This is a genomic window from Chromatiaceae bacterium (assembly GCA_024235395.1).
In the GTDB taxonomy this organism is placed as follows: domain Bacteria; phylum Pseudomonadota; class Gammaproteobacteria; order Chromatiales; family Chromatiaceae; genus Thiosocius.
On record JACKMK010000002.1, the window covers coordinates 948,666 to 972,914 of the forward strand.

A 24,249-nucleotide genomic window follows, 5' to 3' on the forward strand; every position below is an offset into this window, starting at 1 on the left:
AAACCGTGCTAGAGCTGTGGACTGCACTGCCGGTCGTGATCCAGATCGTGATCAAGATCGTCGCGATCATGTTGCCGCTGATGATCCTAGTGGCCTACTACACCTACGCCGAGCGCAAGATCATCGGTTACATGCAGGTGCGCATGGGGCCGAACCGGGTCGGTTTCTTCGGCATGCGTCTCTGGGGCCTCGGCCAGCCGATCGCGGATGCGGTCAAGCTGATGTTCAAGGAGATCGTGATCCCGTCCGGGGCGAACAAGCTGCTGTTCCTGATCGCACCGATGCTGTCGATAGGCCCGGCATTGGCCGCCTGGGCGGTGTTTCCGTTCGATGCCGGGATCGTGCTGGCCGACGTCAACGCGGGCCTGCTGTATATCCTCGCGATGACCTCGCTCGGCGTCTACGGCGTGATCATCGCCGGTTGGGCGTCGAACTCGAAATATGCGTTTCTCGGATCGATTCGCTCCGCGGCGCAGATTGTGTCCTACGAGATCGCGATGGGTTTTGCGCTGGTCGGCGTGCTGGTGGCCGCGGGCAGCCTGAATCTCGGCGAGATCGTCGCCGCCCAGCAGGGTGGCCTGCTGCACTGGTTCTGGTTGCCGCTGCTGCCGCTGTTCCTGGTCTACTTCATCTCCGGTGTGGCCGAGACCAACCGTGCGCCGTTCGACGTCGCCGAAGGCGAATCGGAGATCGTCGCGGGTTTCCACGTCGAGTATTCGGGCATGGCGTTCGCGGTGTTCTTCCTCGCCGAATACGCGAACATGATCCTGATCTCGGGACTGAGCGCGTTGCTGTTCCTCGGCGGCTGGATGTCGCCGCTGCCGGACAGCCTCTCCGAAGGGGTGTTCCTGCTCGACGATGGCTTCCACTGGCTGCTGTTGAAGACCTTCCTGTTCATGTTCCTGTTCCTGTGGTTCCGGGCGACCTTCCCGCGCTACCGCTACGACCAGATCATGCGCCTCGGATGGAAGGTGTTCATTCCGATAACGATCGTCTGGATCGTGGTGGTCGCGGTCATGAAAGTGACCCGGATGCCGTGGTGGTTCAACTGAGGTCGAAACGATGAAGGCGATCACCAACTACATCCGCAGCCTGTTTCTGTTCGAGCTCCTGAAGGGCCTGAGCGTCACCGGCAGCTATTTCTTCGGGCGCAAGTTCACCCTGCAGTACCCGGAGCAGAAGGCCCCCGTATCGCCACGTTTTCGCGGTCTGCACGCGCTGCGGCGCTACCCGAACGGCGAGGAGCGCTGCATTGCCTGCAAGCTCTGTGAGGCGGTTTGTCCGGCGCTGGCGATCACGATCGAGGCCGAGCCCCGCGAGGACGGATCGAGACGCACCACGCGCTACGACATCGACCTGTTCAAATGCATCTATTGCGGGTTCTGTGAAGAGTCGTGTCCCGTCGATTCGATCGTCGAGACGCGTATCTACGAGTACCACTTCGAAAACCGCGGCGAGCAGATAATGACCAAGCAGCGGCTGCTCGAGATCGGCGACAAGTACGAACAGCAGTTGGCAGCCGACCGGGCTGCACAGGCGCGAGTGCGCTGACGCGGAGACATACCGGTATGGGTTTCGAGAAGTTTCTGTTTTATGTGTTCGCGGCGATCCTGGTGTTCGCCGCGGTAATGGTGATCACGCGTCGCAACCCCGTGCATTCGGCGTTGTTCCTCGTGTTGGCGTTTTTCAACAGCGCCGGCCTGTGGATGCTGGCCGACGCGGAGTTCCTCGCGATCGCGCTGGTGCTGGTCTACGTCGGCGCGGTGATGGTGTTGTTCCTGTTCGTCGTGATGATGCTGGATATCAACCTCGCCGAACTGCGCGCCGGTTTCGTGCGTAACCTACCGGTCGCCGTGCTGGTCGCGGTGCTGATGGTCGTCGAGCTGATCATGGTGGTCGGGCCGCAACGCTTTGGTCTCGATGCAGTCGCTGCGCCGGCCGCGCATCCCGCGGAATACAGCAACACCGAGGAACTCGGTATCGCGTTGTTCACCGAGTATCTGTATGCGTTCGAGATCGCCGCGGTGATCCTGCTGGTCGGCATCGTTGCGGCCATCGGGTTGACCATGCGCAAGAGGCCCGAGACCAAGTACCAGGAGCCGTCGCGGCAGGTCGCGGTCAAGGCGAAGGACCGCTTGCGCATTGTGAAAATGGACGCCGAGGAGAAGGCCTGATGATCGCACTGTCGGATTACCTGGTGGTCGGCGCGATCCTGTTCTCGTTGAGCGTGGCCGGCATCTTCCTGAACCGCAAGAACGTGATACTGCTGCTGATGTGCATCGAGCTGATGCTGTTGGCGGTCAACATTAACTTCATCGGTTTTTCGCACTTCCTCGGCGATACGGCCGGGCAGGTGTTCGTGTTTTTCATTCTGACCGTGGCGGCCGCCGAGGCCGCGATCGGCCTGGCGATCCTGGTGGTGTTGTTCCGTAGCCGGCACACCATCAATGTCGCCGATCTGGATACCTTGAAGGGCTAGAGATGGAAGCGATCTTACTGACCATCGTTCTGGCGCCGCTGGCTGGTGCCATCGTCGCCGGCCTGCTGCGCAACCAGGTCGGTCGCGCGGGGGCGCATTGGGTCACCATCCTGGGCGTCGCCACCTCGTGCGCCCTGTCGCTGTACGTGCTCTGGCAGTTCGCGTTCAACGCGGCACCGGTCTACAACGAGACGGTTTATACCTGGATGGTCAGCGACGGTCTGCGCATGGAGATCGGTTTCCTGATCGACGGGCTCACCGCGATGATGATGGCGGTCGTGACCTTTGTGTCGCTGATGGTGCATATCTACACCATCGGCTACATGGCCCACGAGGACGGCTATCAGCGCTTCTTCAGCTATATCGCACTGTTCACCTTCTCGATGCTGATGCTGGTGATGGCGAACAACTTCCTGCAGTTGTTCTTCGGCTGGGAGGCGGTCGGCCTGGTGTCCTACCTGCTGATCGGCTTCTATTTCAAACGAGAGACCGCGATCTTCGCGAACATGAAGGCCTTCCTGGTCAACCGGGTAGGCGATTTCGGTTTCATTCTGGGTATCGCCGCAGTCGCGATGTATTTCGGCAGCCTCGATTACCGCGAGGTGTTCGACAAGGCGCCGCAGTTTGCCAATGCATCGATCAGTATCGTCGGAGACAGCAGTTGGTCGCTGATGACGGTGATCTGCATCCTGCTGTTCATCGGCGCGATGGGCAAGTCGGCGCAGGTGCCGCTGCACGTGTGGCTCCCGGATTCGATGGAAGGTCCGACGCCGATCTCCGCGCTGATCCATGCCGCGACGATGGTCACCGCCGGTATCTTCATGGTCGCGCGCATGTCGCCGCTGTACGAGCTGTCCGAAACGGCGTTGACGTTCGTGCTGGTGATCGGTGCCACGACGGCGTTTTTCATGGGCCTGATCGGTATCGTGCAGAACGACATCAAGCGCGTGGTCGCCTATTCGACGCTTTCGCAGCTGGGCTACATGATCGCGGCGCTCGGCGCCTCGGCGTACGCCGCTGGCCTGTTCCACCTGATGACGCATGCGTTCTTCAAGGCGCTGCTCTTCCTGGCCGCCGGCTCCGTGATCATCGGCATGCACCACGACCAGGACATCCGCAACATGGGTGGTGTGCGCAAGTACATGCCGATCACCCACTGGACCGCGCTGCTCGGCTCGCTGGCGCTGATCGGGTTTCCCGGCTTTTCGGGCTTCTTCTCGAAAGACGCGATCATCGCGGCGGTGCATCATTCTCAGATCGCCGGCGCCGGCTATGCGCACCTGCTGCTGACCGCGGGCGTGTTCGTGACGGCCCTGTATAGCTTCCGGATGTATTTCCTGGTGTTCCATGGCGAGGGCCCCCGTCACTTCCAATCGCACCACGATGGGCACGACGAGCACGGTGGCGCCGAGGCCCAGGAGCATCACGAAGAACTGGAAGAGCCGACACCGCACGAGTCGCCGTGGGTGGTCACGGTGCCGCTGATCCTGTTGGCGATCCCGTCGGTCGTGATCGGTTGGCTGACCGTTGGTCCGATGCTGTTCGGCGACTACTTCGACGGCGTGCTGACGGTCGCGGCGGTGCACGACACCCTGGGCCAGATCGATTTCCACGGCTCGGCCGGATTCGTGCTGCACGGCATGATGGAACTGCCGTTCTGGCTGGCGATGGCCGGGCTGGTCACGGCATGGTTCATCTATACGCGTCGGCCGGCGATCGCACGCGACCTGGCGATCCGCTTCGACTGGGCGCACTTCGTGCTCGATCGCAAGTACGGTTTCGATGAATTCAACCAGGCGGTGTTCGCCGGTGGCAGCAAGCTGATCGGCAAGTTCCTGTGGCTGGTCGGCGATCGGGCCATGATCGACGGCCTGGCCGTGAATGGCTCGGCGCATTCGGTCGGCAGGGTCGCGGCGGTCGTGCGCCACCTGCAGAGCGGCATGCTGTATCACTACGCGATGGCGATCATCGTCGGCCTGTTGTTGTTGCTCGGCTGGTTTGTGTTGCGCGGCTGACAGGCGGAGAGCCGAAGGCGCCTGGTAATGGAACGAGAGACGAAAGAATCATGACTGCAGATTGGCCGATACTCAGCGCAACGATCTGGTTGCCGATCCTCGGTGGGGCGATCGTGCTCGGCAGCGGTGATCGTGCGCCCAACGTATCGCGGTGGCTGGCGCTGATCTTCGCGTTGCTGACGTTCCTGGTCAGCATCCCGCTGTTCACCGGTTTCGATGCCTCGACCGCGCAGATGCAGTTCGTCGAGCGGTCCGAGTGGGTCCCGGCCTTCAATACCTATTACTATCTCGGCGTCGACGGCATATCGATGCCGCTGATCCTGCTGACCACCTTCATCACCGTGCTGGTGATCATTGCCGGTTGGGAGGTGATCCAGTACAAGCCCTCCCAGTACATGGCGGCGTTCCTGATCATGGAGGGCGTGATGGTCGGGGTGTTCGCCTCGCTCGACGCGATGCTGTTCTACGTGTTCTGGGAGGCCATGCTGATCCCGATGTTCATCATCATCGGCGTCTGGGGCGGGCCGAACCGGGTCTACGCAACGATCAAGTTCTTCCTGTACACCTTCCTCGGCTCGGTGTTCATGCTGGTCGCATTGATCTACATGTACTTCAAGTCCGGGTCGATGGAGATCCTGGCGTTTCACTCGCTGAAGCTGGGCCTGACCGAGCAGGTGCTGATCTTCGTCGCCTTCCTGCTCGCGTTTGCCGTCAAGGTGCCGATGTGGCCGGTGCATACCTGGCTGCCGGATGCGCACGTCGAGGCCCCGACCGGCGGCTCGGTGATCCTGGCGGCGATCATGCTGAAGATCGGCGGTTACGGTTTCCTGCGCTTCAGCCTGCCGATCACGCCGGACGCAAGCAACGAACTCGACTGGCTGATCATCGCGATGTCGTTGATCGCCGTGGTCTATATCGGCTTCGTCGCGCTGGTTCAGCAGGACATGAAGAAGCTGATCGCGTACTCGTCGATCGCGCACATGGGTTTTGTGACCCTGGGTTTCTTCATTGCATTCACGATCATGGCGCGCAGCGAGGCCAGCGGTGGCATCGCGCTGGGCATGCAGGGCGGCATGGTGCAGATGGTCTCGCACGGATTCATCTCGGCGGCGCTGTTCCTGTGTGTCGGGGTCCTGTATGACCGCCTGCACAGCCGCCAGATCGACGACTACGGCGGTGTGGTCAACGTGATGCCCTGGTTCGCGGCATTCATGGTGTTCTTCGCGATGGCGAACGCCGGTCTCCCGGGTACCTCCGGTTTCGTCGGCGAGTTCATGGTGATCCTCGCGAGTTTCCGCGCGGACTTCTGGTTTGCGTTCCTTGCCGCGACGACCCTGATCATCGGCGCGGCCTATACGCTGTGGATGGTGAAGCGCGTCGTCTACGGCGAGATCGGTTCCGCGAAGGTGGCCGCCCTGCAGGACATCAACAAGCGTGAAGCGGTCGTGCTGACCTCGCTGGCGGTGGCCGTGCTCGTGCTGGGCATCTGGCCGGCGCCGCTGATCGAGGTGATGGATGTCTCCATCGAGAACCTGGTGAAACACATCGCCGTGACGAAACTTTGAGCCGCCTCCGGATACATCGGTAACCCGCATGGAATACAACCTCGTTACATTGCAGCCCGTATTGCCGGAGATCTTTCTGCTGACGGCGGCGTGCGTGATCCTCGTTGTGGATCTGTTTCTCAGCGATCGCACGCGCCTGCTGACCTACGGCCTGTCGTTGGCCGCACTGATCGGCGGCATCGCGCTGACCCAGTATGCGGCCGGTCCGGAGCGGCAGGTGATCCTGGACGGCAGTTTCGTGCGCGACCCGATGGCGGACGTGCTGAAGACCGGCCTGTTGCTGGTCACGCTGTTCGCGTTCGTCTATGCCAAGGACTATCTGCGCGCGCTGGGTATCCTGCGTGGCGAGTATTTCGTGCTCGGCCTGTTCGCGGTGCTCGGGATGATGGTGATGATCTCCGCGAACAGCTTCCTGGTTGTCTACCTCGGTCTCGAACTGTTGGCGCTCTGCCTGTACGCACTGGTCGCGTTTCACCGCGATTCGAAAAAGGGTGCCGAGGCCGCGATGAAGTACTTCGTGCTGGGCGCGCTGGCCTCCGGGATGCTGTTGTACGGGATTTCGATGGTCTACGGTGCGACCGGCCAGATCGTGTTCCCTGACGTCGCGGCGGCGATCGCCGCCGGCACGGCCGACCAGACGGTGCTGGTGTTCGGCCTGGTGTTCATCGTGATCGGCGTCTCGTTCAAGTTCGGCGCCGTGCCTTTCCATATGTGGGTACCGGATGTCTATCACGGCGCACCGACTGCGGTGACCCTGTTCCTCGGCAGCGCGCCGAAGATTGCCGCGTTCGCGCTCGCAATGCGCCTGTTGGTCGACGGTATGGGAGGGCTGCTTGTCCAGTGGCAGGACATGCTGACGATCCTCGCGGTGCTCTCGCTGGCGCTTGGCAACCTGGTCGCGGTCGCCCAGACCAACCTGAAGCGCATGCTCGCGTACTCGACGATCTCGCATGTCGGCTTCATTTTCCTGGGCCTGCTGGCCGGTACCGACAAGGGCTTTTCGGCGGCGATGTTCTACGCGATCGTCTACGCGCTGACCGCTGCAGGTGGCTTCGGCGTGGTGACGATGTTGAGCCGCAACGGGTTCGATGCCGAGAACATCCATGACCTGAAAGGGCTCAACGAACGCAGCCCCTGGCTCGCGTTCATGATGATGCTGATCCTGTTCTCGATGGCCGGCGTACCGCCGACGGTCGGTTTCTTCGCGAAGCTGTTCGTGCTGGACGCCGTGATCAGCATCGACATGGTCTGGCTGGCCGCGGTTGCGGTGTTCTTCTCGATCATCGGGGCCTTCTATTACATCCGCGCGGTCAAGGTGATGTACTTCGACAAGCCGATCGACAACACACCGCTGGTCTCGTCGATGGACACCCAGGTGATGGTGTCGGTGAACGGCCTCGCGATGCTGGCGTTTGGCCTGTTCCCGGCGGCGTTGATGAACGCCTGCCGGGCCGCCTTCGGCGCCTGAAAAGTCGGGGTGTACTGAACAAAAACGCCCTTTCTGCTGTTGTTTGCGAACGGCCGATTATGTAAAATTCGAACACCAGATGCGGGGTGGAGCAGTCTGGCAGCTCGTCGGGCTCATAACCCGAAGGTCGTAGGTTCAAATCCTGCCCCCGCTACCAAATTCGCGATACAGATCAACGGCCTGGAACGATGCTTCCCGGCCGTTTTTCTTTGCCTGCGCTGTCGGCGCGTGGCTGCGTCGCACCGACGTGGTTGGCAGCCCCGGCTCGCGCCATGATGCCGGAGTGCCGATGGGTCCGACGTGAAGCGGCCGATACGATGCTCCGGCGCTGCATGCCTTCACGCGACCTTCACCGGCAGGGCTGCTGCCTTCACCTGGACACCCATGCTAGTGTCGATGGCGTTGCACGCATCTTTTCGGTGTTAATCACTCGGAAACGTGTTCTCCACTGTCCCTGGGCCGCGTCTCCGGTTTCAGGTAGCGAGTCGGCCATTGGATCTGCACGGGCGTGTTGTTGGCCATAGCTGTCGCAAGCAGGGGGCGAGTCCCTCCGGAGTCCTGTGAAGCGGAATTGGAAACCGATGACCCGTTCGGTTCGACATATGACGGGTGTCTTCTCACTCGCCGCGTGCGCTCTGATCTTTGTTCATGGGTGCAGCGATTCGCCTGCGCCCGCACCTGTCTCTCCGCAGGGCGAGGCGGGTGCCGACAGGCAGGTCGCGAAGGACGCCAGCGAGCGTGCGTCGAAGCACAGTGTTGACGACGGAGACGGGCATCGGCTCCCGCGATCGACGGATGTGGCAGATGCTGCCGGATCGCCCGCCCATGGAGCCTGGTTCAGCGAGATCACCGGGGAGATCGGGCTTGCGGAAAAGGGTGAAACCTGGCCGGCCGGACACTACCTGACCCCTGAGATCACCGCCGGTGGCGTGGCGCTGTTCGACTACGACAACGACGGCGACCTGGATCTCTACCAGGTCCGGCATCCGCCGCCGGCACCGATGCCCGGGGCCTTCACGCAGGCGGCGCCCAATCGCCTGTTCGAACAAACGGCGAACGGCAGGTTCGTGGAGGTGGAGGGGGCCGCGGGTCTCGACGATCCCGGCTACGGGCACGGCGTCGCGCTGGGCGACTTCGACAACGACGGCGATGTCGACGTGTTCGTCACCAACTACGGGCCCGATCAGTTCTACATCAACGACGGTGGAGGCCGCTTTACGCGTGTAACCGACAGCGTAGGGATCAGCGGCGATGAATGGAGCAGCGCCGCGACCTTCGTCGACTATGATCGCGATGGCGATCTCGATCTGTTCGTGGTGCATTTCGCGACCTTCGATCCGGCGAAGCGATGCCCGGTGGGTGATGCCATCGAGCCCGATTATTGTGGCCCGCACACCTTTCCCGGTCTGCGCGACACCCTGTGGCGCAACAATGGCGACGGCTCCTTCAGCGACGTGAGCGAGGCGGCCGGTATCGACTTGCCGGCACGCGGCTGGGGCGTGATCGCGGCCGATTTCACCGGCGACGGTTGGGCGGATCTGTATGTCGCCAACGACGAGGAGCCGAACCAGCTCTGGGTCAACAACCAGGACGGCACCTTTCTCGACGAGGCGGTGTTGCGAGGTGTCGCGTTCAACAGCCATGGTCGCGTCGAGGCCAGCATGGGTGTCACCGTTGCCGACCTCAACGAGGATGGCGTGCTGGACCTGTTCATGACCCACGTGACCAGCGAGACCAACACGCTTTACCAGAGCGGCGGCGCAGGTGCCGATGCCATGTACTTCGATCGATCCGCCGCGGCGGGCATGTCGGGCGTGGATCTGCCGCATACGGGTTGGGGCTGTGCCCTGTTGGATCTCGATCACGATGGGGATGCGGATCTCGCGGTCGCGAACGGCCGCGTGGCGAAGGGACTGACGCATCCGCAGGCGGATCTCGGCGCCTACTGGGGCCGATACGCCGAGGCCAATCTGTTGTTCCGCAACGACGGCGACGGTCGATTCACCGATATCCGTGATTCGGGCGGTGCCTTCACACGGCACCTGGAGGTCACGCGCGCGCTCGCGGTCGGCGACATCGACAGTGACGGCGATCTCGATGTGGTCACCGCCAACGTCGACAATCATCTGCGTGTCTTTCGTAACGATGCACCGCGCGCGGGCACGCACTGGGTGATGATCCGGGCGATGACGGGCAAGCGCGATGCGCTCGGCGCGGAGATCCGGCTGACGGTCGACGGTCGACCACGGTCGGGCGTCGCGCTCTCGTCGTACAGCTATCTCGCCGGCAATGATCCGCGCGTCCATTTCGGGCTGGGTGGGCACGACAGCATCGATGCCATCGAGGTGCGCTGGCCCAGTGGGCGCCGCGAAGCATTCGACGGGGGCGTCGCCGATCGCGTGATCACGCTTTACGAAGGCGCCGGCCGACCGATGGAATAGCCGACCGGGTCGTTACCGATCCGATGTGGCGGGTAGCCGCTGACGGTACGCCTGTCGCTTCACGTAGACCGGCACCCGCCCGGACAGGTCTTTTGCAAGTTCGGCCTGCCCGGTCTGCTCCGCCCACTGCATGGCCTGCCGCTGGGTGGTCTGCGCTTCGTCGAATCGGCCCAGCTCTGCGTAGCCGGCGGCCAGCGTGTCGAGAAACAGCGGTATCTCCTCGTGATTGGCGTCGTGGGCCTGCTGCGCCAGCCGCACGGCCTCCGCACCATCACGTACGCCGGGATCCGGGTGTGTCGCCAGCAACCACGCCAGGTCGTTCAGCGGCGCGCGCCAGTCAGGTCGCAGGCTGAGTGCCTCGCGGAACGACGCGATCGCCTGGTGCGGGTGGTTCAGCTTCGCGTGGATCCGACCCATCTGATAGTGGGCCTCCGCATTGTCGGGCTTCGCGTGCACAACCGCAGAGAGTTGCGCCAATGCCAATTCGAAGCGGCCGGCGTCCGCCATCATGACCCCGAGTTCATACTTTGCGGCGCTGTGGTTCGGGTCGTGACGCAGTGCCTCGGTGAAGCTGGCGACCGCCGCGCGCTGCGTGCCCAGCTTCCGCAGCGCCAGTCCCTTGTGGTAGTGCGCCTCCGGGTAATTGCGCTTCAGGCGGATGGCCTCGTCGAACTGCGCGATCGCCTCGTCCAGTCTGCGCTGCCGGAAATAGGCCTTTCCCAGGTGGAAGTGGGCGTCGGCATAGGACGGCTCAAGGGCGATCGCCTTCTGAAAATGCTCGATAGCCTCGTCCAGCCGCCATTGTGAAGCCAGGGTCACGCCGAGGTTGTACTGCGCATCGCTGTGCTCACTGTTCAGTTCGACGGCATGGCGGAAGCTCTGTTCCGCGTCCGCGAGTCGGCCCAGCCGGGTCAGCACCACGCCATAGTCGTTGTGTGCATCGGCGTTTTCCGGCTGCATCCGCACCGTCTCGGCATAGAGTGCCGATGCCTCCATCAGCATGTTCCGTTGCAGCAGCGTCGACCCCAGGTCCTTGCGGGCGCCGATCAGGTCGGGTTTGAGTTGAATGGCCTGATTCAACTGCTCGATCCCTTGGGCGACGCCGCCCGCGTGCAGCAGCACGATGCCGAACCTGTGTCGTAGCCCGGCGTTCTCGGGGTATTGATTGACCAGATACTGCAGGTGGTCGATCGCCTCTTTCACCCGGCCCTGATCCTGCAAGAGTGTCGCCAGGGTCAGTCGTGCCTGTGCGTTGCCGGGGTCGTCTTGAAGGATCTGATGCAAGGTCTTCTCCGCCTCGACGACTGCGCCGGCCTCGACCTGTTCGAGTACCAGCCGATGCGTCGGCGTGACGACGCCAGGGGCCGCCACCTCGTTGCCCGGCAGGATGGTCGCGGCGAACGCCTGTGGTGTCGTGACGAAGGGCCACCCTACGGGTAGCGACAGCAGCGTCAGGGCGTGGAGAAGGCGCGTGCTCGACTTCACCGTGCGCATCGTGATTCCTCGGGTGGGTAAGCAGTCGGGTGGACAGGTTGCCAGTGCATCGATGCACGGGGCAACGCCGATTCATGGGCTGCGAAAGTGATGCTCACTGGCTCGCTGATGAGGACCGTGCATTAGCGTATCGCCATCTATTAACCTAGTGCGACTGTTAGGTATTTTTACAGTTTCAGTCGAACGTGCCATGCACAGGCCCCGGCGGTACGCTCAACTTACTGTTATTGGGAGCAAATCGGCAAATGGAGCGCATCTTGCTTGGCAACCCCGACGTGCCGGACCGACAGACCCTGCCAGTGCCGCAGGCGAGTCCGGCGAGTTGCATGTCGAGAACCGTGAACCTGGTGCTTCGGTCGTTACACCGCTGAGCGACCGTTCGCCTAAACGATCACCGCCGTGGCCGATAGGACGCCACCCGAATGACAAGGAGATGGATAGTGAAGTCCAAACAACATCGGTCCAATCTGCTTGGGTCGTACCGCTGGCATGCCGCGACGTCTCTGGCGGGCCTCCTGTTGGCGGCCACACCGGCCGGGGCTGTCGATTTCAACTGGCAACTGGCGGCACCGGCCGTGGGCAACTGGAGCAACGGAGCGCATTGGAACCCGGCCGGTCCACCGTCGGGCGGCGGGGGCAATCACGCGTTGATCAACAACGGCGGCACGGCCGTGATCAGCTCGGATATCGGGGATATCCAGGATATCTTCGTCGGCGTCGGGGTCGGTACCTCCGGTACGCTGAGTCAGACGGGCGGAAACACCTTCCAGGGGACGGGCAGTTGGATGTTCGTCGGCCAGGACGGCGGCACGGGCGTCTACAACCTGAGCGGCGGAACCCAGGACAAGGGACGGTTGTACATCGGTCGTGGCAACGGCGGCGACGGCACGCTGAATCTCAGTGGCACGGGCACGGTCGACAACGAGATGCTGATCGTCGGCGAAGGAGGCGGCAGCACTGGCCACGTATCCGTGACGGGCAACGGAAGTGTCTCGGCTAGCAGCGAGATCTGGTTTGGAAACGCGGGCGGCGTCGCCACGGCCGACATCACGTCGGGCGCAGTCGAATCCGAGGAGTGGATTGCGATCGGTCGCGATAGCGGCACGGGCACGGTCAACCTGTCCGGCACGGGCCGGCTGGCCAAGATCGGTGCGGATGACAAGTTCATCACCCTCGGCGCGCTGGGTGCCGGTGGCGGCGGTACGCTGAACATCGCCGACAGTGCCGTGCTCGAAAGCGATACCGGGCTGGTGTTGTCGGAGACGGCCGGTCGTTATGGTGTCGTGAACCAGACCGGCGGCACCGTGACACTGCATGACTTCGTAAACCCCTTGTATGGCAAGTCCCTGCATGTCGACTATGCCGGCGGCGGACTGGGCGAATATCACCTCGCCGGCGGCACGCTGAATGCAGAGACGATCGATGCGACCACGGGTGTGTTCGACATGACCGGCGGTGTGCTGAGCGCGATCACGTTCGAGGGTGACCTGGTACAGAACGGCGGCACGACATCGCCGGGTTCGTCCCCCGGCATCATGACGGTGATGGGCAACTACGCACTCAACAGCGGCTCGCTGCTGATCGAGCTGATGGGCCTGACGGCGGGGACGGGATACGACCAGCTGGTCGTCACCGGTGATGTGAGCCTGGCCGGCAGCCTGGACCTGTTGCTCGGTTTCATCCCCAGCATCAACGACATGTTCACCATCATCGACAACCAGGGGCCGAACGCGGTCATCGGGAGCTTCCTCGAGGGCGTGTCGCTCACCGTGGGCGGGTTCGATTTCAGCATCGACTACCAGGGTGGTGACGGTAACGACGTGGTACTGACCGTTGTTGGTATCGCCAGCGAGATCGCTGAACCCAGTGCCGTGCTGTTGCTACCCATCGGCATCGCTGCTCTCGCCGCCAGGGTGCGACGGCGGCGGGCCGCACCGGTCCGTCGCTGACAGCGCGCACCGGGTCAGGCGCACGGGGCCGGCTGGGTGTCATCGCCCGCCGGTCCGCGGTCATGATCAGAGCCGAGCCCATCCCATCGTAGGCGGGCAACCCAACGAAGCGTCAAGGCCTGGCGAGGCGATAGATCGCAACCGCTTCGGCGGCGTGATCGGCCGCCGGATTGCGGCTGCGGTGCAGTGCGACCACGCGTTCCCGCGCGTTGTCGTCGGGACGGAAGCGCTCGTACAGGCGGGCATGTCGTGCGGCCTGCTCGTGTTCGCCGAGCAGTTGCAGAATCTGGTCGAGGTTGTAGTGCGCAGTCAGGTTCTCCGGGTCGAACTGCAGGGTGCGGCGGAAGCTGCCCGCGGCCTCGCGCAGTAGTGCATCCCGCGCCTGCTGGCGCTGCGGGCCGCGTTCCATCTTGGCGCGTTCGAACAAGGCGCTGCCCAGCGCGTTGATGACGCGGTAGTCCTTACTGAAATCCATGCCGCGCTCCCGCGTGCCGCGGAAGTCGTTTTCCAGTACGCGTCGGTAGGCCCCGATCGCCTCGTCGAGGAAGCCGTTCTGTTCGTTCACCTGGCCGGTCAGCAAGGTGACCAGCCAGGGACGGGCGGGCGGATCGGCGGACAGGCTGCGGCGCAGGGCGTCGGCGGCCTCTTCGAGCCGGCCCTCTTTCAGGTAGACCCGCGCCAAGTTGATCGGGCCGTCGGCGCGGCCGGTCGACTCGACCTGCAGAAAGGCCGCTTCGGCCTGGCGCAGTTCGCCCAGGCGCCCCTTGCGCAACAGGCCGATGCCATAGTCGTTCCAGCGTTCCCATGCCGGAATCTTCGGCGTGGCGGTGGGATCTGCGTCCTGTCCATGCGCGGTGGGAAAGCGGACATGGTCGCTGGCCAGCAGGGTCGCGGGCAGGTCGTTGCGCTCGAACCTCTCGTCCTGGATGAACTGCAGGTACCGTGTATCGAACTTGCGATAGTGCACCCGCACCTCGACATCGACCGGGCCGCTGATGTCGCTCGGCAGATCCAACGCATAGTGCACCACGTCGGCGGCACCGGGCGGGATCTGGTGGTTGTACAGGGGCGTGAGGATATCCTGGGCGTTGCGTCGGTCCACGCGCTCGCCCCTGTGGTCGAGCACATAGGCATTGAGAAAGTAGGCCCAGGGATCGACGCGCCCGATCCCATCCATCGCGCCGCTATGGCCGATGACACGCTGGCCCTGGCGCGCGATCACCTCGATCCAGACCTGGTTGGAGTCCGCCGTGCCCTCGGTGAACAGGTGGCCCATGCCGACGGTGCGTACGACGACCTCGAGCAGGTACCGCCGACCGGGCTCGAGAATCGGCAGCTCGGGTCGCAGCGGCGCCGTCAACTCGCCACTGATCGCGCCGTCGCGCTTGATCCCGAACAGGTCCACGCGCAAGGCACGCTGCATGAACTTTGTGTGGGCCTGATTGACCCATTCCGGCGCTCCGCGCCAATGCGGCAACGCGGTGTTCGCGCCGGGGAACAGGTGATTGTGGACCGTGAGTTTGCCGCTGTCGTCGAAATGGTTCGCGGCAAAGTCGTCCGAGGGCTGCAGCGGCATATGGCACTGGGCGCACCGGCCGACCGCCTGCGGCGGATAGTAGAAGCTCGATGCCCCCTGGCCCGAGACGCCCGACAGAGCAAACGAATCGAAATGATTCTGCCCCCGCAGCCACTTGTAGCCGTTGAGGCTCTCCGGCAGATGGACCTTGTGGCAGCCTGAGCAGAATGCGGCGCTGCGGTGCACGGGTTTTAGGAAGGTCTGTTTGTGAAACGCCGGTTTGGCCTTGATCAGTTGACGGTTGAGCCATTGCAGCACGGCATGGTCAGTGTCGACGAAGGGGTAGTGCTGGGGCGGTGTGACCGTGTAGTCGGCATTGCCGCGTGGGCTGTTGACCGCGGTGATTGCGTGACACACAGTGCACGTCAGTCCGGCCTGCGCGGTGCGATCCAGATCCGGGTCGAAGTCGGCGCGGTCGAAGCGACCCGACAACAGCGGCACCAGGTCGTGGCAGCCTGCGCACAGGCGTGCCTGGCCGTGGTCGCCGTCGCGCTCGCGCACCACCTGCATGGTCTCCAGGACGCTGGCCCGATACGCGGGATTGTTGAACGAGCTGAAACGATGCGCGCTCTCGGACCACTGCGCGTGCACGTCGGCATGACATTCCTTGCAGTAGGCATCCATCATCAGACTGTCCGGCGCGATGCGCTGCACACCTGCTATCTGCAGCAGTGCCGGCGCAAAGGGGCGCTGCGCGTCGGCAACGGGGTCCTCCCCTGGCGGTTGCCGTTGCGTTAGTACCGTCAGGGTCGCCGCCAGGACAGTGCCCGCGGCCAGACCCCAACCGAGCCCCCGACGCCACTTGAACGATCGGCCCGCGCTACGGTGCAGTATGAATGCCCCGACGACGAACAGGCCGCCGAGCGCGTGCAACCAGTACAGCGACGCACGCGCCAGGGGATCGCGCAGGTGGAAGAAGTCGAAGCGGATCAGCAGCACACCGCTCAGGAGCAGGCAAAGCCCCAGGGCATACACGCCCAGGCCGAGGTGCACCGCACGGCGGTTTGGATTATTCCAGGCCTTGCGCAGATGGAGTGTGCCGAATGTCAGCGCGGGCAGCAGCAGAACGAGCCCGAGCAGCAGGTGGGCGAGAAACATCCACTGGTAGAACAGGTCCTGGAACAGACGCCCGGCCGACCATTCCAGCCAGGTGACCGTCGCCAGGTAGAGACCGTTCAGAGCGAGCAGGCCGAACAGGACCAGTACCATCGCAAGCAGCCGGTGCAGGCCGGGCCCCATCGCCGGAGACGGGCGGCGCTCGCTGGTCGTCGAAGGGCGGACGCTGTCTTGAGTCTTCTGCAAAGCCTGCTGCGTGGACGTGGTTGGCGGCGGTCTCCGTAGTATCGGGGCTCATTCCCGGCCTGTCGATCAACTCCGGGAATGGAAAGGTACAATGTCGGGATGTCGGAGCCTGCGCCCTAATGTCAAAGGCCGTCGTCGGGAAGGCCGGCTGGACACTCATCGGCCTGCTCATCGCCGTGGTTGCGGTGTTGGGCTGGGTGGGGCTCGCGCACTCGCCCGTCGAGAAAAAGGCGATCGTGCCACCGGTCAGCGTCGACAGCAGCCTGGAGCCGCAGCCGCCAGCGGTCAGCTTCACCGACATCACGGCCCAGGCGGGGATCGGGTTCGTGCATCACAGCGGCGCCGCCGGTGATCGCCTGTTGCCCGAGACGATGGGTAGCGGCGCGGCCTTCTTCGATCTCGACAACGATGGCGACCAGGATCTGCTGCTGATCGATTCCGGGCGTCTGCGTGGCCACCCGGCAGACGCGCCGGTCGTCCCGAGTCTGCATCTCTATCGCAACGACGGCAGCGGCCACTTCACGGACGTCAGTGCGGAGGCGGCGCCTGCCGATGCCTTCTACGGCATGGGTGTGGCGCTCGGCGACTACGATCAGGACGGCTGGACCGACGTCTTTGTCACCGCGGTCGGCGAGAACCGGCTGTACCGCAACCAGCAGGGTCGGCTCGAAGACGTCACCGCCGCGGCCGGGGTGGCCGGCGACCCGTACGACTGGAGTACCGGCGCGAGTTTCGTCGATGTCGATCAGGACGGTGACCTGGACCTGTTCGTCGCCAACTACATCACCTGGTCTCTCGAGATAGACCGCAAGGTCAATTTCCAGATCACCGGCATCGGTCGAGCGTACGGGCCGCCCAATGCATTCGCCGGCAGCGACGCCTATCTGTACCGCAATCTGGGCGATGGGCGTTTCGAGGATGTCTCGGCGAGCAGCGGGATTCGTGTCGCCCACCCGCAGAGCGGGGAACCCATGGCCAAGGCCCTCGCCGTGCTGCCGCTGGATATCGATCGCGACGGTGCCATGGACCTGTTCGTCGCCAACGACACGGTGCAGAATTTTCTTTTCCGCAACCGGGGCCAGGGGCGCTTCGAAGAGGTTGGTACCGAATCCGGTGTGGCGTTCGACCGTAACGGTGCCGCAACCGGTGCGATGGGTGTCGACAGCGCACACATCTTCGACGATCCGGACCAGGCGATCGCGATCGGCAATTTCGCCAACGAGATGAGTTCGCTGTACGTCACTAGCAGCGGCCGCCTGCCGTTGTCGGATCAGGCGATCATCTCGGGAATAGGGGCGGCCTCGCGCGCTGCGCTGACCTTCGGATTGTTTTTCTTCGACTACGACCTGGATGGCCGCCTCGACCTGCTGCAGGTCAACGGTCACCTGGAGCCCGAGATCAATCAAGTCCAGGCCAGCCAGTCACATGCGCAGGCCGCGCAGCTGTTCTGGAACTGCGGGACCGCCTGCAGGACACCGTTCGTCCCCGTCAGCGCAGCGTCGATGGGTGATCTCGCGCGACCGATCGTGGGCCGAGGTGCGACCTATGCGGACATCGACGCCGATGGCGACCTCGATGTGCTGATCACCCAGAACAACGGGCCACCAAGGCTGCTGCGCAACGACCAGGCGATCGGACACCATTGGCTACGCGTGGCGCTGCAGGGCAGCGCGCCCAACCGCGAGGCGATCGGCGCGGAGTTGATGCTGACGCTGGGCGACCGGCAGCTGCGGCGACGCGTGATGCCGAGTCGCAGTTATCTTTCGCAGGTCGAGCTGCCGGTCACGTTCGGTCTTGGCGCTGCGCAACAGGTCACATCACTTGCGATCGTCTGGCCCGACGGCACGCGCCAGGAAGTCGTGGATCCTGCGCTGGACGAGGTCCTGCTGGTGCGACAGCGCGAGGAGAAAGCCAACTGATGCGGATCCATCGCCTCGCGATCTTGCTGATCGTGTCGCTCGCGTTGAGCATCGCGGCCTGCGAGAAGGGACCGCCCCCCGGCGCCATTGGCGCGACCGTGGTGGCGGAAAACAATCGCGGCGTCGGTTTGATGGGACAGTTTCGCTACGCCGAGGCACGCGAAGTTTTCGCACACCTGGTCGATGCCAGTCCCGAGCTGTCGACGCTGCAGATCAACATGGCCATCGCCACGCTCAATCGACAGCAGCCCGGCGACGAGCGCCGTGCGCTCGAACGGATAGAGGCATTGCTGGCGAAGCAACCCGACGATCTGAACGCGCACTATGTCGCCGGGTTGCTGCGGCTGTATCTGGGGGACCTCGAACAGGCCCGGATGCATTTTCGGCATGTCGTGGATGCCGACCCGGAAGATGCCTATGCGGGCTATTATCTGGCGCAGTGCGAGGCACAGCTCGGGGATCAGGCACAGGCGCTGCAGCGCTACCAGCGTGTGATGCAGCAAGACCCCTATCTGCGCAGTGCCTACTATGGTGCATTCCAGGCCTCGAGACAGCTGGGTCGACATGAGGAGGCACGCGCGCTGTTGGACGATTATCAGCGGCTCGCCAACAATCCGCGCTCGCAGCTGGCCGAGTTCAAGTACACCCGCATGGGTCCGCGGGCCGAGGCGCAGATACTCGGCGGACGCGTCGAGCAGGCCATGACACTGCCCGTCGGAGAGCTCTTCGCCGCGCCGCTCGACCAACCCCTGCCATCAGACGACACCGCAACGACGTCCGCGAGGCCGTTCGGCATCACGCCGGTCGACCTCGATGGTGAGGCCATCCTGATCACCCATCGTTCGCTGCCCGGGGTCACGCTGTTGAGACGCCAGCCCGACGGCAGCTTCAACGTAGACGGCGACCTGGCCTTCGTTGACGCGGATCGGGTGAACGCCGCGCTCTGGGGCGACTTCGACAACGACGGCCTGGTCGACCTGTACCTCTGCCGCCAGGGGCCGAATCAACTCTGGCGCCAGGTATCCCCGGGCCAGTGGATGGATGCGACCGACAGCGCCGCAGCCGCCGGTGGCGACCGCGATACCGTCGACGGTGCCTTTTTCGACGCCGACCACGACGGCGACCTGGACCTGTTCCTCGTCAACGTCGACGGTGACAACGAACTCCTCAACAACAATCTGGACGGCAGCTTCCGCGCCCTGGCCGGCGAGCAGGGGCTCACCGGCGCCGGCGCCGCGGGCAGGCAGGTGCTGCCCCTGGATCTCGATGGCGACCGCGATCTGGATATCATCGTGCTCAATGCCGACGCACCGCACGAGATCTATCTGAACGATCGACTCTGGCACTACCGCGACACCGGGGGACAGGCGGCATTCCGCAACAGCCCGGCGCTCGCCGGTCTGGCACTCGACCTCGACAACGACGGTGTCATCGACGTGGTGACCGTCGATGACAGTGGTCGTGTTCTCGGCTGGTCCGTCGATGACACGGGTGCCCTGAACCCTCGGGTGTTATGGCAGGGAGAGCCCGTGACGGGCTGGGCCCAGCTGGCCGCCAGTGATCTTGATGGAGACGGTGTGCAGGATCTGTTGCTGGCGAACGCACTCGGATGGTGGGCCCTGCGGGTGAATGTCGACGGTACGCTGGAACCGGCATTCGTGCATCGAGCCGAGATGCCCCTGCGTGGGACGACCCTGGTGCTCGGACAACCGGCACAGGGCATGGGCGTACTCGCGATCGAAGGCGATCGGCTTCGCCGCTGGTCACCGGGCACGGGACGTCACAAATTCCTGGCATTGACCTTCAGCGGCCGTGACGAACAAGCGGAATCCATGCGGTCCAACAGTTCCGGGATCGGCACCCGTGTCGCGGTCCGGCGCGGCGCACATTGGACGCTGTTGACCACCCTGCGCAACCAATCGGGACCGGGCCAGGGGCTGCAGCCACTGGCCGTCGGCCTCGGCGGCGCGGGGCAGGCCGACTTCGTGGCGATCGACTGGTCCGACGGCGTATTCCAGAGTGAACTCGCGTTGGGCGAGGGCAAGATCCACGACGTAAAGGAGACGCAACGCCAGCTTTCCAGCTGCCCGGTGCTGTTCGCGTGGAACGGTGAGCAATACGACTTCGTCAGCGATCTGTTGGGCGTGGGGGGCATCGGGTATGCGATCGGTCCGGGCGAGTATGCGGAACCGCGACCCTGGGAGAACTTCCTGTTGCCGGCGGGCCTGCTGCAACAGCGCGACGGCCATTACTCCCTGAAGATCGGCGAACCGATGGAGGAGGCGGCCTATCTCGATTCACTGGCCATCGCCGTCTATGACCTGCCGCCCGGCTGGCACCTGGTATTGGACGAACGCATGGGCATCGCCGATCCGCAGCCCACCGGCAGTCCGTTTTTCTATCGCCGTGAGGTCGTGCCGGTCGAGGCCCGCAACCAGGCCGGCGACATGCTCGACCGCATCGCGCGTGCCGACGGCAGTGCTGCCGAGGTCGGCCCGTTGGATCGGCGTTTTATCGGCCGCCTGGGCCAGGAGCACGTGCTGACGCTGCGCTTCGATGAACCCCTGGATGCCTATCCCGGCAGGCCGCTGCTGTTGATCGACGGTTGGGTCGAGTATCCCTATTCACAGACGATGTTCGCGGCCTGGCAGGCCAAAGCCGGATTCGAGGCGCCGACGCTGGAGGCGCAGGACGGTGCCGGTGCCTGGCATCGCGTGCTCGACCAGTTCGGTTATCCGGCCGGCATGCCGCGGCGCATGTCGGTGCCCCTCGACGGATTGCCGAGCGGGACGCGGGCACTACGGCTGCGCACCAATATGGAGGTCTATTGGGACCGGATCAGCGTGGCCTTTGCAGAGCCGTTGCCCGCGGTGCGTACCCGGCGCCTGTCACCGGTCACGGCCCGTGTCGCCTACAGTGGGTTCGCGCTGCGCACGACCGGGGAACAACGGTTGCCAGACTACGACTATCGGCGACGCAGTCCTTTCTGGGACACGCGACATCAGGCGGGTTACTACACGCGATTCGGAGCGGCGCTGGAGTTGCTGAGCGATACGGACGAAGCGGTCGCGATCATAGGTCCCGGCGAAGAGGTGCAGGCCGAGTTTGCCGCGCCGCCGCCGGCCCCGGCCGGTTGGACGCGAGCACTGGTGCTGGAGGCACGTGGCTGGGCCAAAGACATGGACCTGTTCACCCGTGACGGCGAGACGGTCGCGCCCCTGCCGACCGCCGGTCGGCCCGGTCCGCAGCGCGCCGCGTTGCACGCGCGCTTCAATACGCGTTACCGGGCCGGCTATTGAGTCGCGGCGCGGTATTGCGCCGGACTGCCCAGGGTGGCGCGGGGTGTTCAGCGGCCTGTCGGACCTGATCATCGGCGGAGAGCGACGGAAGCCAATCACGCGCATTGGTCGACCCGGTCGGGTCGCGTCGATCCCTGATCCGCGGGCGTCGGGTCAGAGGCCGGTTAGCGCCGGCTGCGTCTACGCGCGGCGTGGATGCGGGCCTCGATCGTGGATCTGCTCAGCGGTTGGTCGCTGCCGGCCGGGGACAGGTATTCGCCGCCCAGGTAAGGGTGGATGCTGCTGCGCAGATGTGACTGCATGTCGTGGCCGATGCGTCGGTCGCGTTCCGCGCGCAGTCGTGCGATGTCGATCGGCGCGACCACCACTTTCTCCCCGGGACCCGCATCGGCCTGCGCCAGGATGCGGCCGTCGTAGTCGGTGATCATGCTGCTGCCCGGCCAGCTGAACGGCGGGTAGTTTTCGAGCCTGGCGCCCTGATTCGCGGCGACCACGTAGGTGGTGTTCTCGAGCGCCCGTGTTCGATTGATCAGCGTCCACCAGTCCATCGGTTCTGTCGATCCCCAGGGGTCCATATAGGCGGAGACACGAATGATCACCTCGGCGCCGTTGAACGCGATCTGGCGGATGGTCTCGGGAAACAACCAGTCGTAGCAGATCGCCACGCCAAGCCTGCCCAGTTCCGTGTCGACGACCGGGAACGGTTCTTCACGATAGCCCGCGATGTCGTGCGGGCTGGTATGGATCTCCCAGGGGATCCAGGTGTTGACCTTGCGGTACTTGGCCAACACGCCTTCGGGCCCGATCAACGCGGTGGTGTTGAAGACCAGGCCCGGATACTTCGTGTCGGTCTCGAGAAAGGTACCGCTCTGGATGTAGCAGCCGAATCTTTGGCAGAGCTTGCGGTATTCCTCGGTATGTTCATTGGGTATTGGCACTGCGAGCCTGTCGTGCAGTTGCGCTACGTTGTCGTAGACGGGTGCCGCATGCGCGAACTCCGGAAACACGAGCAGCCGTACGTCGAAAAAAGGTTCATAGCCAACGATGGTCTGCACCGCCAGCTCACACATCCTGCGCGTGCGCTCGCCGATCTCTTCGCGCGTCGTGGGGCAGGGGAAGTCGGTCTGACAGGCGGCGGCATAGTACAGGTCGGGCATGTGGGCGTCCTTTGGGTGCTCGTCGATCGGTCAGTCGAGGATTGTGACGGAAAACCGGGTTGTTTTTGCGGGGTGTCGTGTGACTGTGCACGGCATCGTCGTGCGCACCAAGATTTGGGAGGCTGACAACTCGCCCGCGAGTGGTCGATGGAAAGGCGGCTTTGTCGGAAACACCGAAGAACGGGACCGATCGGCCGTGGCATCCGGGGTGTCACCGTCGCCGCAGACCGAACCGGACCAGCGCCCCCGCCGCCAGCAGGTAAAGCAGCGAAAAGACGATCGTAGAGATACCGAAGTCGCGCACGACGACCACCCAGCCCGGGTCTTCCGGGTCGAAGTAGCACTCCGTCGTTGTCCCTGCCCGGTAGTCTTCGAGCAGCCCCATGTCCCCGGCGGCCGACGACGCATGGCGAAAGCCTGTCGAGACGATGGACTTGTCCGGCCCATCGTAGCGGAGCGTCAACAGCGGCGTAAAAAAACGCGCCGTACTGCGGGCGTTGCTCGTTCTGCCACCACTCACATTGCTGCTGGAGGTCGTCGTATCGACGGCGTAGCGGACGTCGAGCACCTCGCAGGTTGTCGCTTGCCAGCTGACCCAGGGTTCCAGTGCGTTCCAGATCTGTGAGACGGCGAAGAAAAGCAGCAACACACCGCCAAAAAGGGACAGGCCTTTCAGGACCCCGACATTGCCGCGGTTGCGCATATAGCGGTAAAGGCCCAGCTGCAAGACCACGAACAGCAGGAAGAAGAACATCACGGCGCCGTACTGATGGAAGAAACCGACGCCGCTGCCGTCCGGATACCGCGGTGTTTCCCGCAGGTGGGCCACCTCGATGGGGCCGTCCACCCCAAGTGCGGTGGCATCCACTTCGAGGTAGACATCGCCGGAGACATCCCAACTGACGAGAAAGCGGAACGACACGCGTCCGATTGCACCCGACGGCAGTAAGCGCGTCGGCCAGACGATGGTCCTTTGCTGTTCCGGCTTTTCCGGTTGCGCGAAGCCTACGCCCTGGTCCCCAGCGACGAAATGCGCCACCTCGCCCAATAATGCCTTGATCGCCACCTGCTGATCCGTGGCGGTACCGTTCGCCACCGTGATGATCGCGTCGTGCACACGACCGTAGACCAGCGGCTGCGGGGTGACCTCGAATGTCAGGTCGAGTTTTTCACTGGACGGTGCCCGCCCCGAAACGATCCAGTCCGCATCGTCACCGGAACGGGCGGACAGCACGGCTGGCGCCAGCATCGACAGGCACAACAATACCGTGCACCCATTGATCCATCGTGTCCGTCGCACTCGATGTTTCTGCATGGCGATCTCCCGGCTTTCGCGATCTCAGGCGCAAGATGTCGCCGGGCATGATGCGGACCCGGAGGACTAGCTCCGCATGATCCGCCTTGGCCGACGTGTCACGCAAGGCGCGCGTTCGCGCGTCGAACCTCGGTGACTGGATGGCTCGGGGCCAGGCGAAGATGCAGCCAGGCCTCAATGCCTGCCGACTATTCGGCCACGCTCCCCGGACGTCCCGCGGGAGCAAAACTCTTCTACGATGCGCCACTATGCGGTGCCCGTGGATGCGCC

At 63.9% G+C, this 24,249-nt stretch carries 15 protein-coding genes and 1 tRNA gene; 12 read left to right on the top strand and 4 right to left on the bottom strand.

Annotated features, from left to right (window positions below):
* The first annotated feature begins 5 nt into the window (after positions 1-5).
* The 9 genes from nuoH (at position 6) to H6955_12460 (ending at position 9,968) form a co-directional block, all read left to right on the top strand.
* Positions 6-1,052, top strand: coding sequence for an NADH-quinone oxidoreductase subunit NuoH (gene nuoH / locus H6955_12420; GenBank protein MCP5314362.1), 1,047 nt, complete (start codon positions 6-8; stop codon positions 1,050-1,052).
* Between the two features lie 10 nt (positions 1,053-1,062).
* On the top strand, positions 1,063-1,551 hold the full coding sequence (nuoI, locus tag H6955_12425; protein MCP5314363.1) for an NADH-quinone oxidoreductase subunit NuoI: 489 nt from the start codon (positions 1,063-1,065) through the stop codon (positions 1,549-1,551).
* Between the two features lie 17 nt (positions 1,552-1,568).
* Complete coding sequence (locus tag H6955_12430) at positions 1,569-2,174, top strand: NADH-quinone oxidoreductase subunit J (protein MCP5314364.1); 606 nt, start codon at positions 1,569-1,571, stop codon at positions 2,172-2,174.
* Positions 2,174-2,479 (top strand): NADH-quinone oxidoreductase subunit NuoK, encoded by a 306-nt coding sequence (gene nuoK, locus H6955_12435; protein ID MCP5314365.1) that lies wholly within the window; start codon positions 2,174-2,176, stop codon positions 2,477-2,479. The genes H6955_12430 and nuoK overlap by 1 nt, the downstream gene beginning before the upstream one ends.
* A 2-nt stretch (positions 2,480-2,481) precedes the next feature.
* Complete coding sequence (gene nuoL / locus H6955_12440) at positions 2,482-4,494, top strand: NADH-quinone oxidoreductase subunit L (GenBank protein MCP5314366.1); 2,013 nt, start codon at positions 2,482-2,484, stop codon at positions 4,492-4,494.
* Positions 4,495-4,544: 50 nt separating this feature from the next.
* A complete protein-coding gene (locus H6955_12445) occupies positions 4,545-6,059 on the top strand; it encodes an NADH-quinone oxidoreductase subunit M (GenBank protein MCP5314367.1) in 1,515 nt (504 codons plus the stop codon).
* A gap of 28 nt (positions 6,060-6,087) precedes the next feature.
* The gene (gene nuoN / locus H6955_12450) at positions 6,088-7,527 is read left to right on the top strand and encodes an NADH-quinone oxidoreductase subunit NuoN (GenBank protein ID MCP5314368.1); all 1,440 of its coding nucleotides are present in this window, start codon (positions 6,088-6,090) and stop codon (positions 7,525-7,527) included.
* A gap of 80 nt (positions 7,528-7,607) precedes the next feature.
* Positions 7,608-7,684, top strand: a tRNA-Met gene (locus H6955_12455).
* Positions 7,685-8,324: 640 nt separating this feature from the next.
* Positions 8,325-9,968, top strand: a complete 1,644-nt coding sequence (locus tag H6955_12460) for a CRTAC1 family protein (protein ID MCP5314369.1) — start codon at positions 8,325-8,327, stop codon at positions 9,966-9,968.
* Between the two features lie 12 nt (positions 9,969-9,980).
* On the opposite strand, the gene H6955_12465 is transcribed toward H6955_12460, so the two are convergent.
* Complete coding sequence (locus H6955_12465; protein ID MCP5314370.1) at positions 9,981-11,462, bottom strand: tetratricopeptide repeat protein; 1,482 nt, start codon at positions 11,460-11,462, stop codon at positions 9,981-9,983.
* 440 nt (positions 11,463-11,902) lie between these two features.
* Between H6955_12465 and H6955_12470 the strand changes: the two genes are divergently transcribed.
* Positions 11,903-13,411 carry a hypothetical protein gene (locus H6955_12470; protein ID MCP5314371.1) on the top strand — a complete coding sequence of 503 codons (1,509 nt, stop codon included), beginning with the start codon at positions 11,903-11,905 and terminating at the stop codon, positions 13,409-13,411.
* A gap of 112 nt (positions 13,412-13,523) precedes the next feature.
* Here H6955_12470 and H6955_12475 read toward each other — a convergent pair whose 3' ends face one another.
* Complete coding sequence (locus H6955_12475; GenBank protein MCP5314372.1) at positions 13,524-16,226, bottom strand: hypothetical protein; 2,703 nt, start codon at positions 16,224-16,226, stop codon at positions 13,524-13,526.
* A gap of 182 nt (positions 16,227-16,408) precedes the next feature.
* Between H6955_12475 and H6955_12480 the strand changes: the two genes are divergently transcribed.
* Both H6955_12480 and H6955_12485 read left to right on the top strand, forming a co-directional pair.
* A complete protein-coding gene (locus H6955_12480; protein ID MCP5314373.1) occupies positions 16,409-18,208 on the top strand; it encodes a CRTAC1 family protein in 1,800 nt (599 codons plus the stop codon).
* A complete protein-coding gene (locus H6955_12485) occupies positions 18,208-21,507 on the top strand; it encodes a VCBS repeat-containing protein (GenBank protein ID MCP5314374.1) in 3,300 nt (1,099 codons plus the stop codon). The genes H6955_12480 and H6955_12485 overlap by 1 nt, the downstream gene beginning before the upstream one ends.
* A gap of 164 nt (positions 21,508-21,671) precedes the next feature.
* On the opposite strand, the gene H6955_12490 is transcribed toward H6955_12485, so the two are convergent.
* On the bottom strand, positions 21,672-22,664 hold the full coding sequence (locus H6955_12490; protein ID MCP5314375.1) for a nitrilase: 993 nt from the start codon (positions 22,662-22,664) through the stop codon (positions 21,672-21,674).
* 211 nt (positions 22,665-22,875) lie between these two features.
* On the bottom strand, positions 22,876-23,979 hold the full coding sequence (locus tag H6955_12495; protein ID MCP5314376.1) for a DUF3592 domain-containing protein: 1,104 nt from the start codon (positions 23,977-23,979) through the stop codon (positions 22,876-22,878).
* Positions 23,980-24,249: the final 270 nt, after the last annotated feature.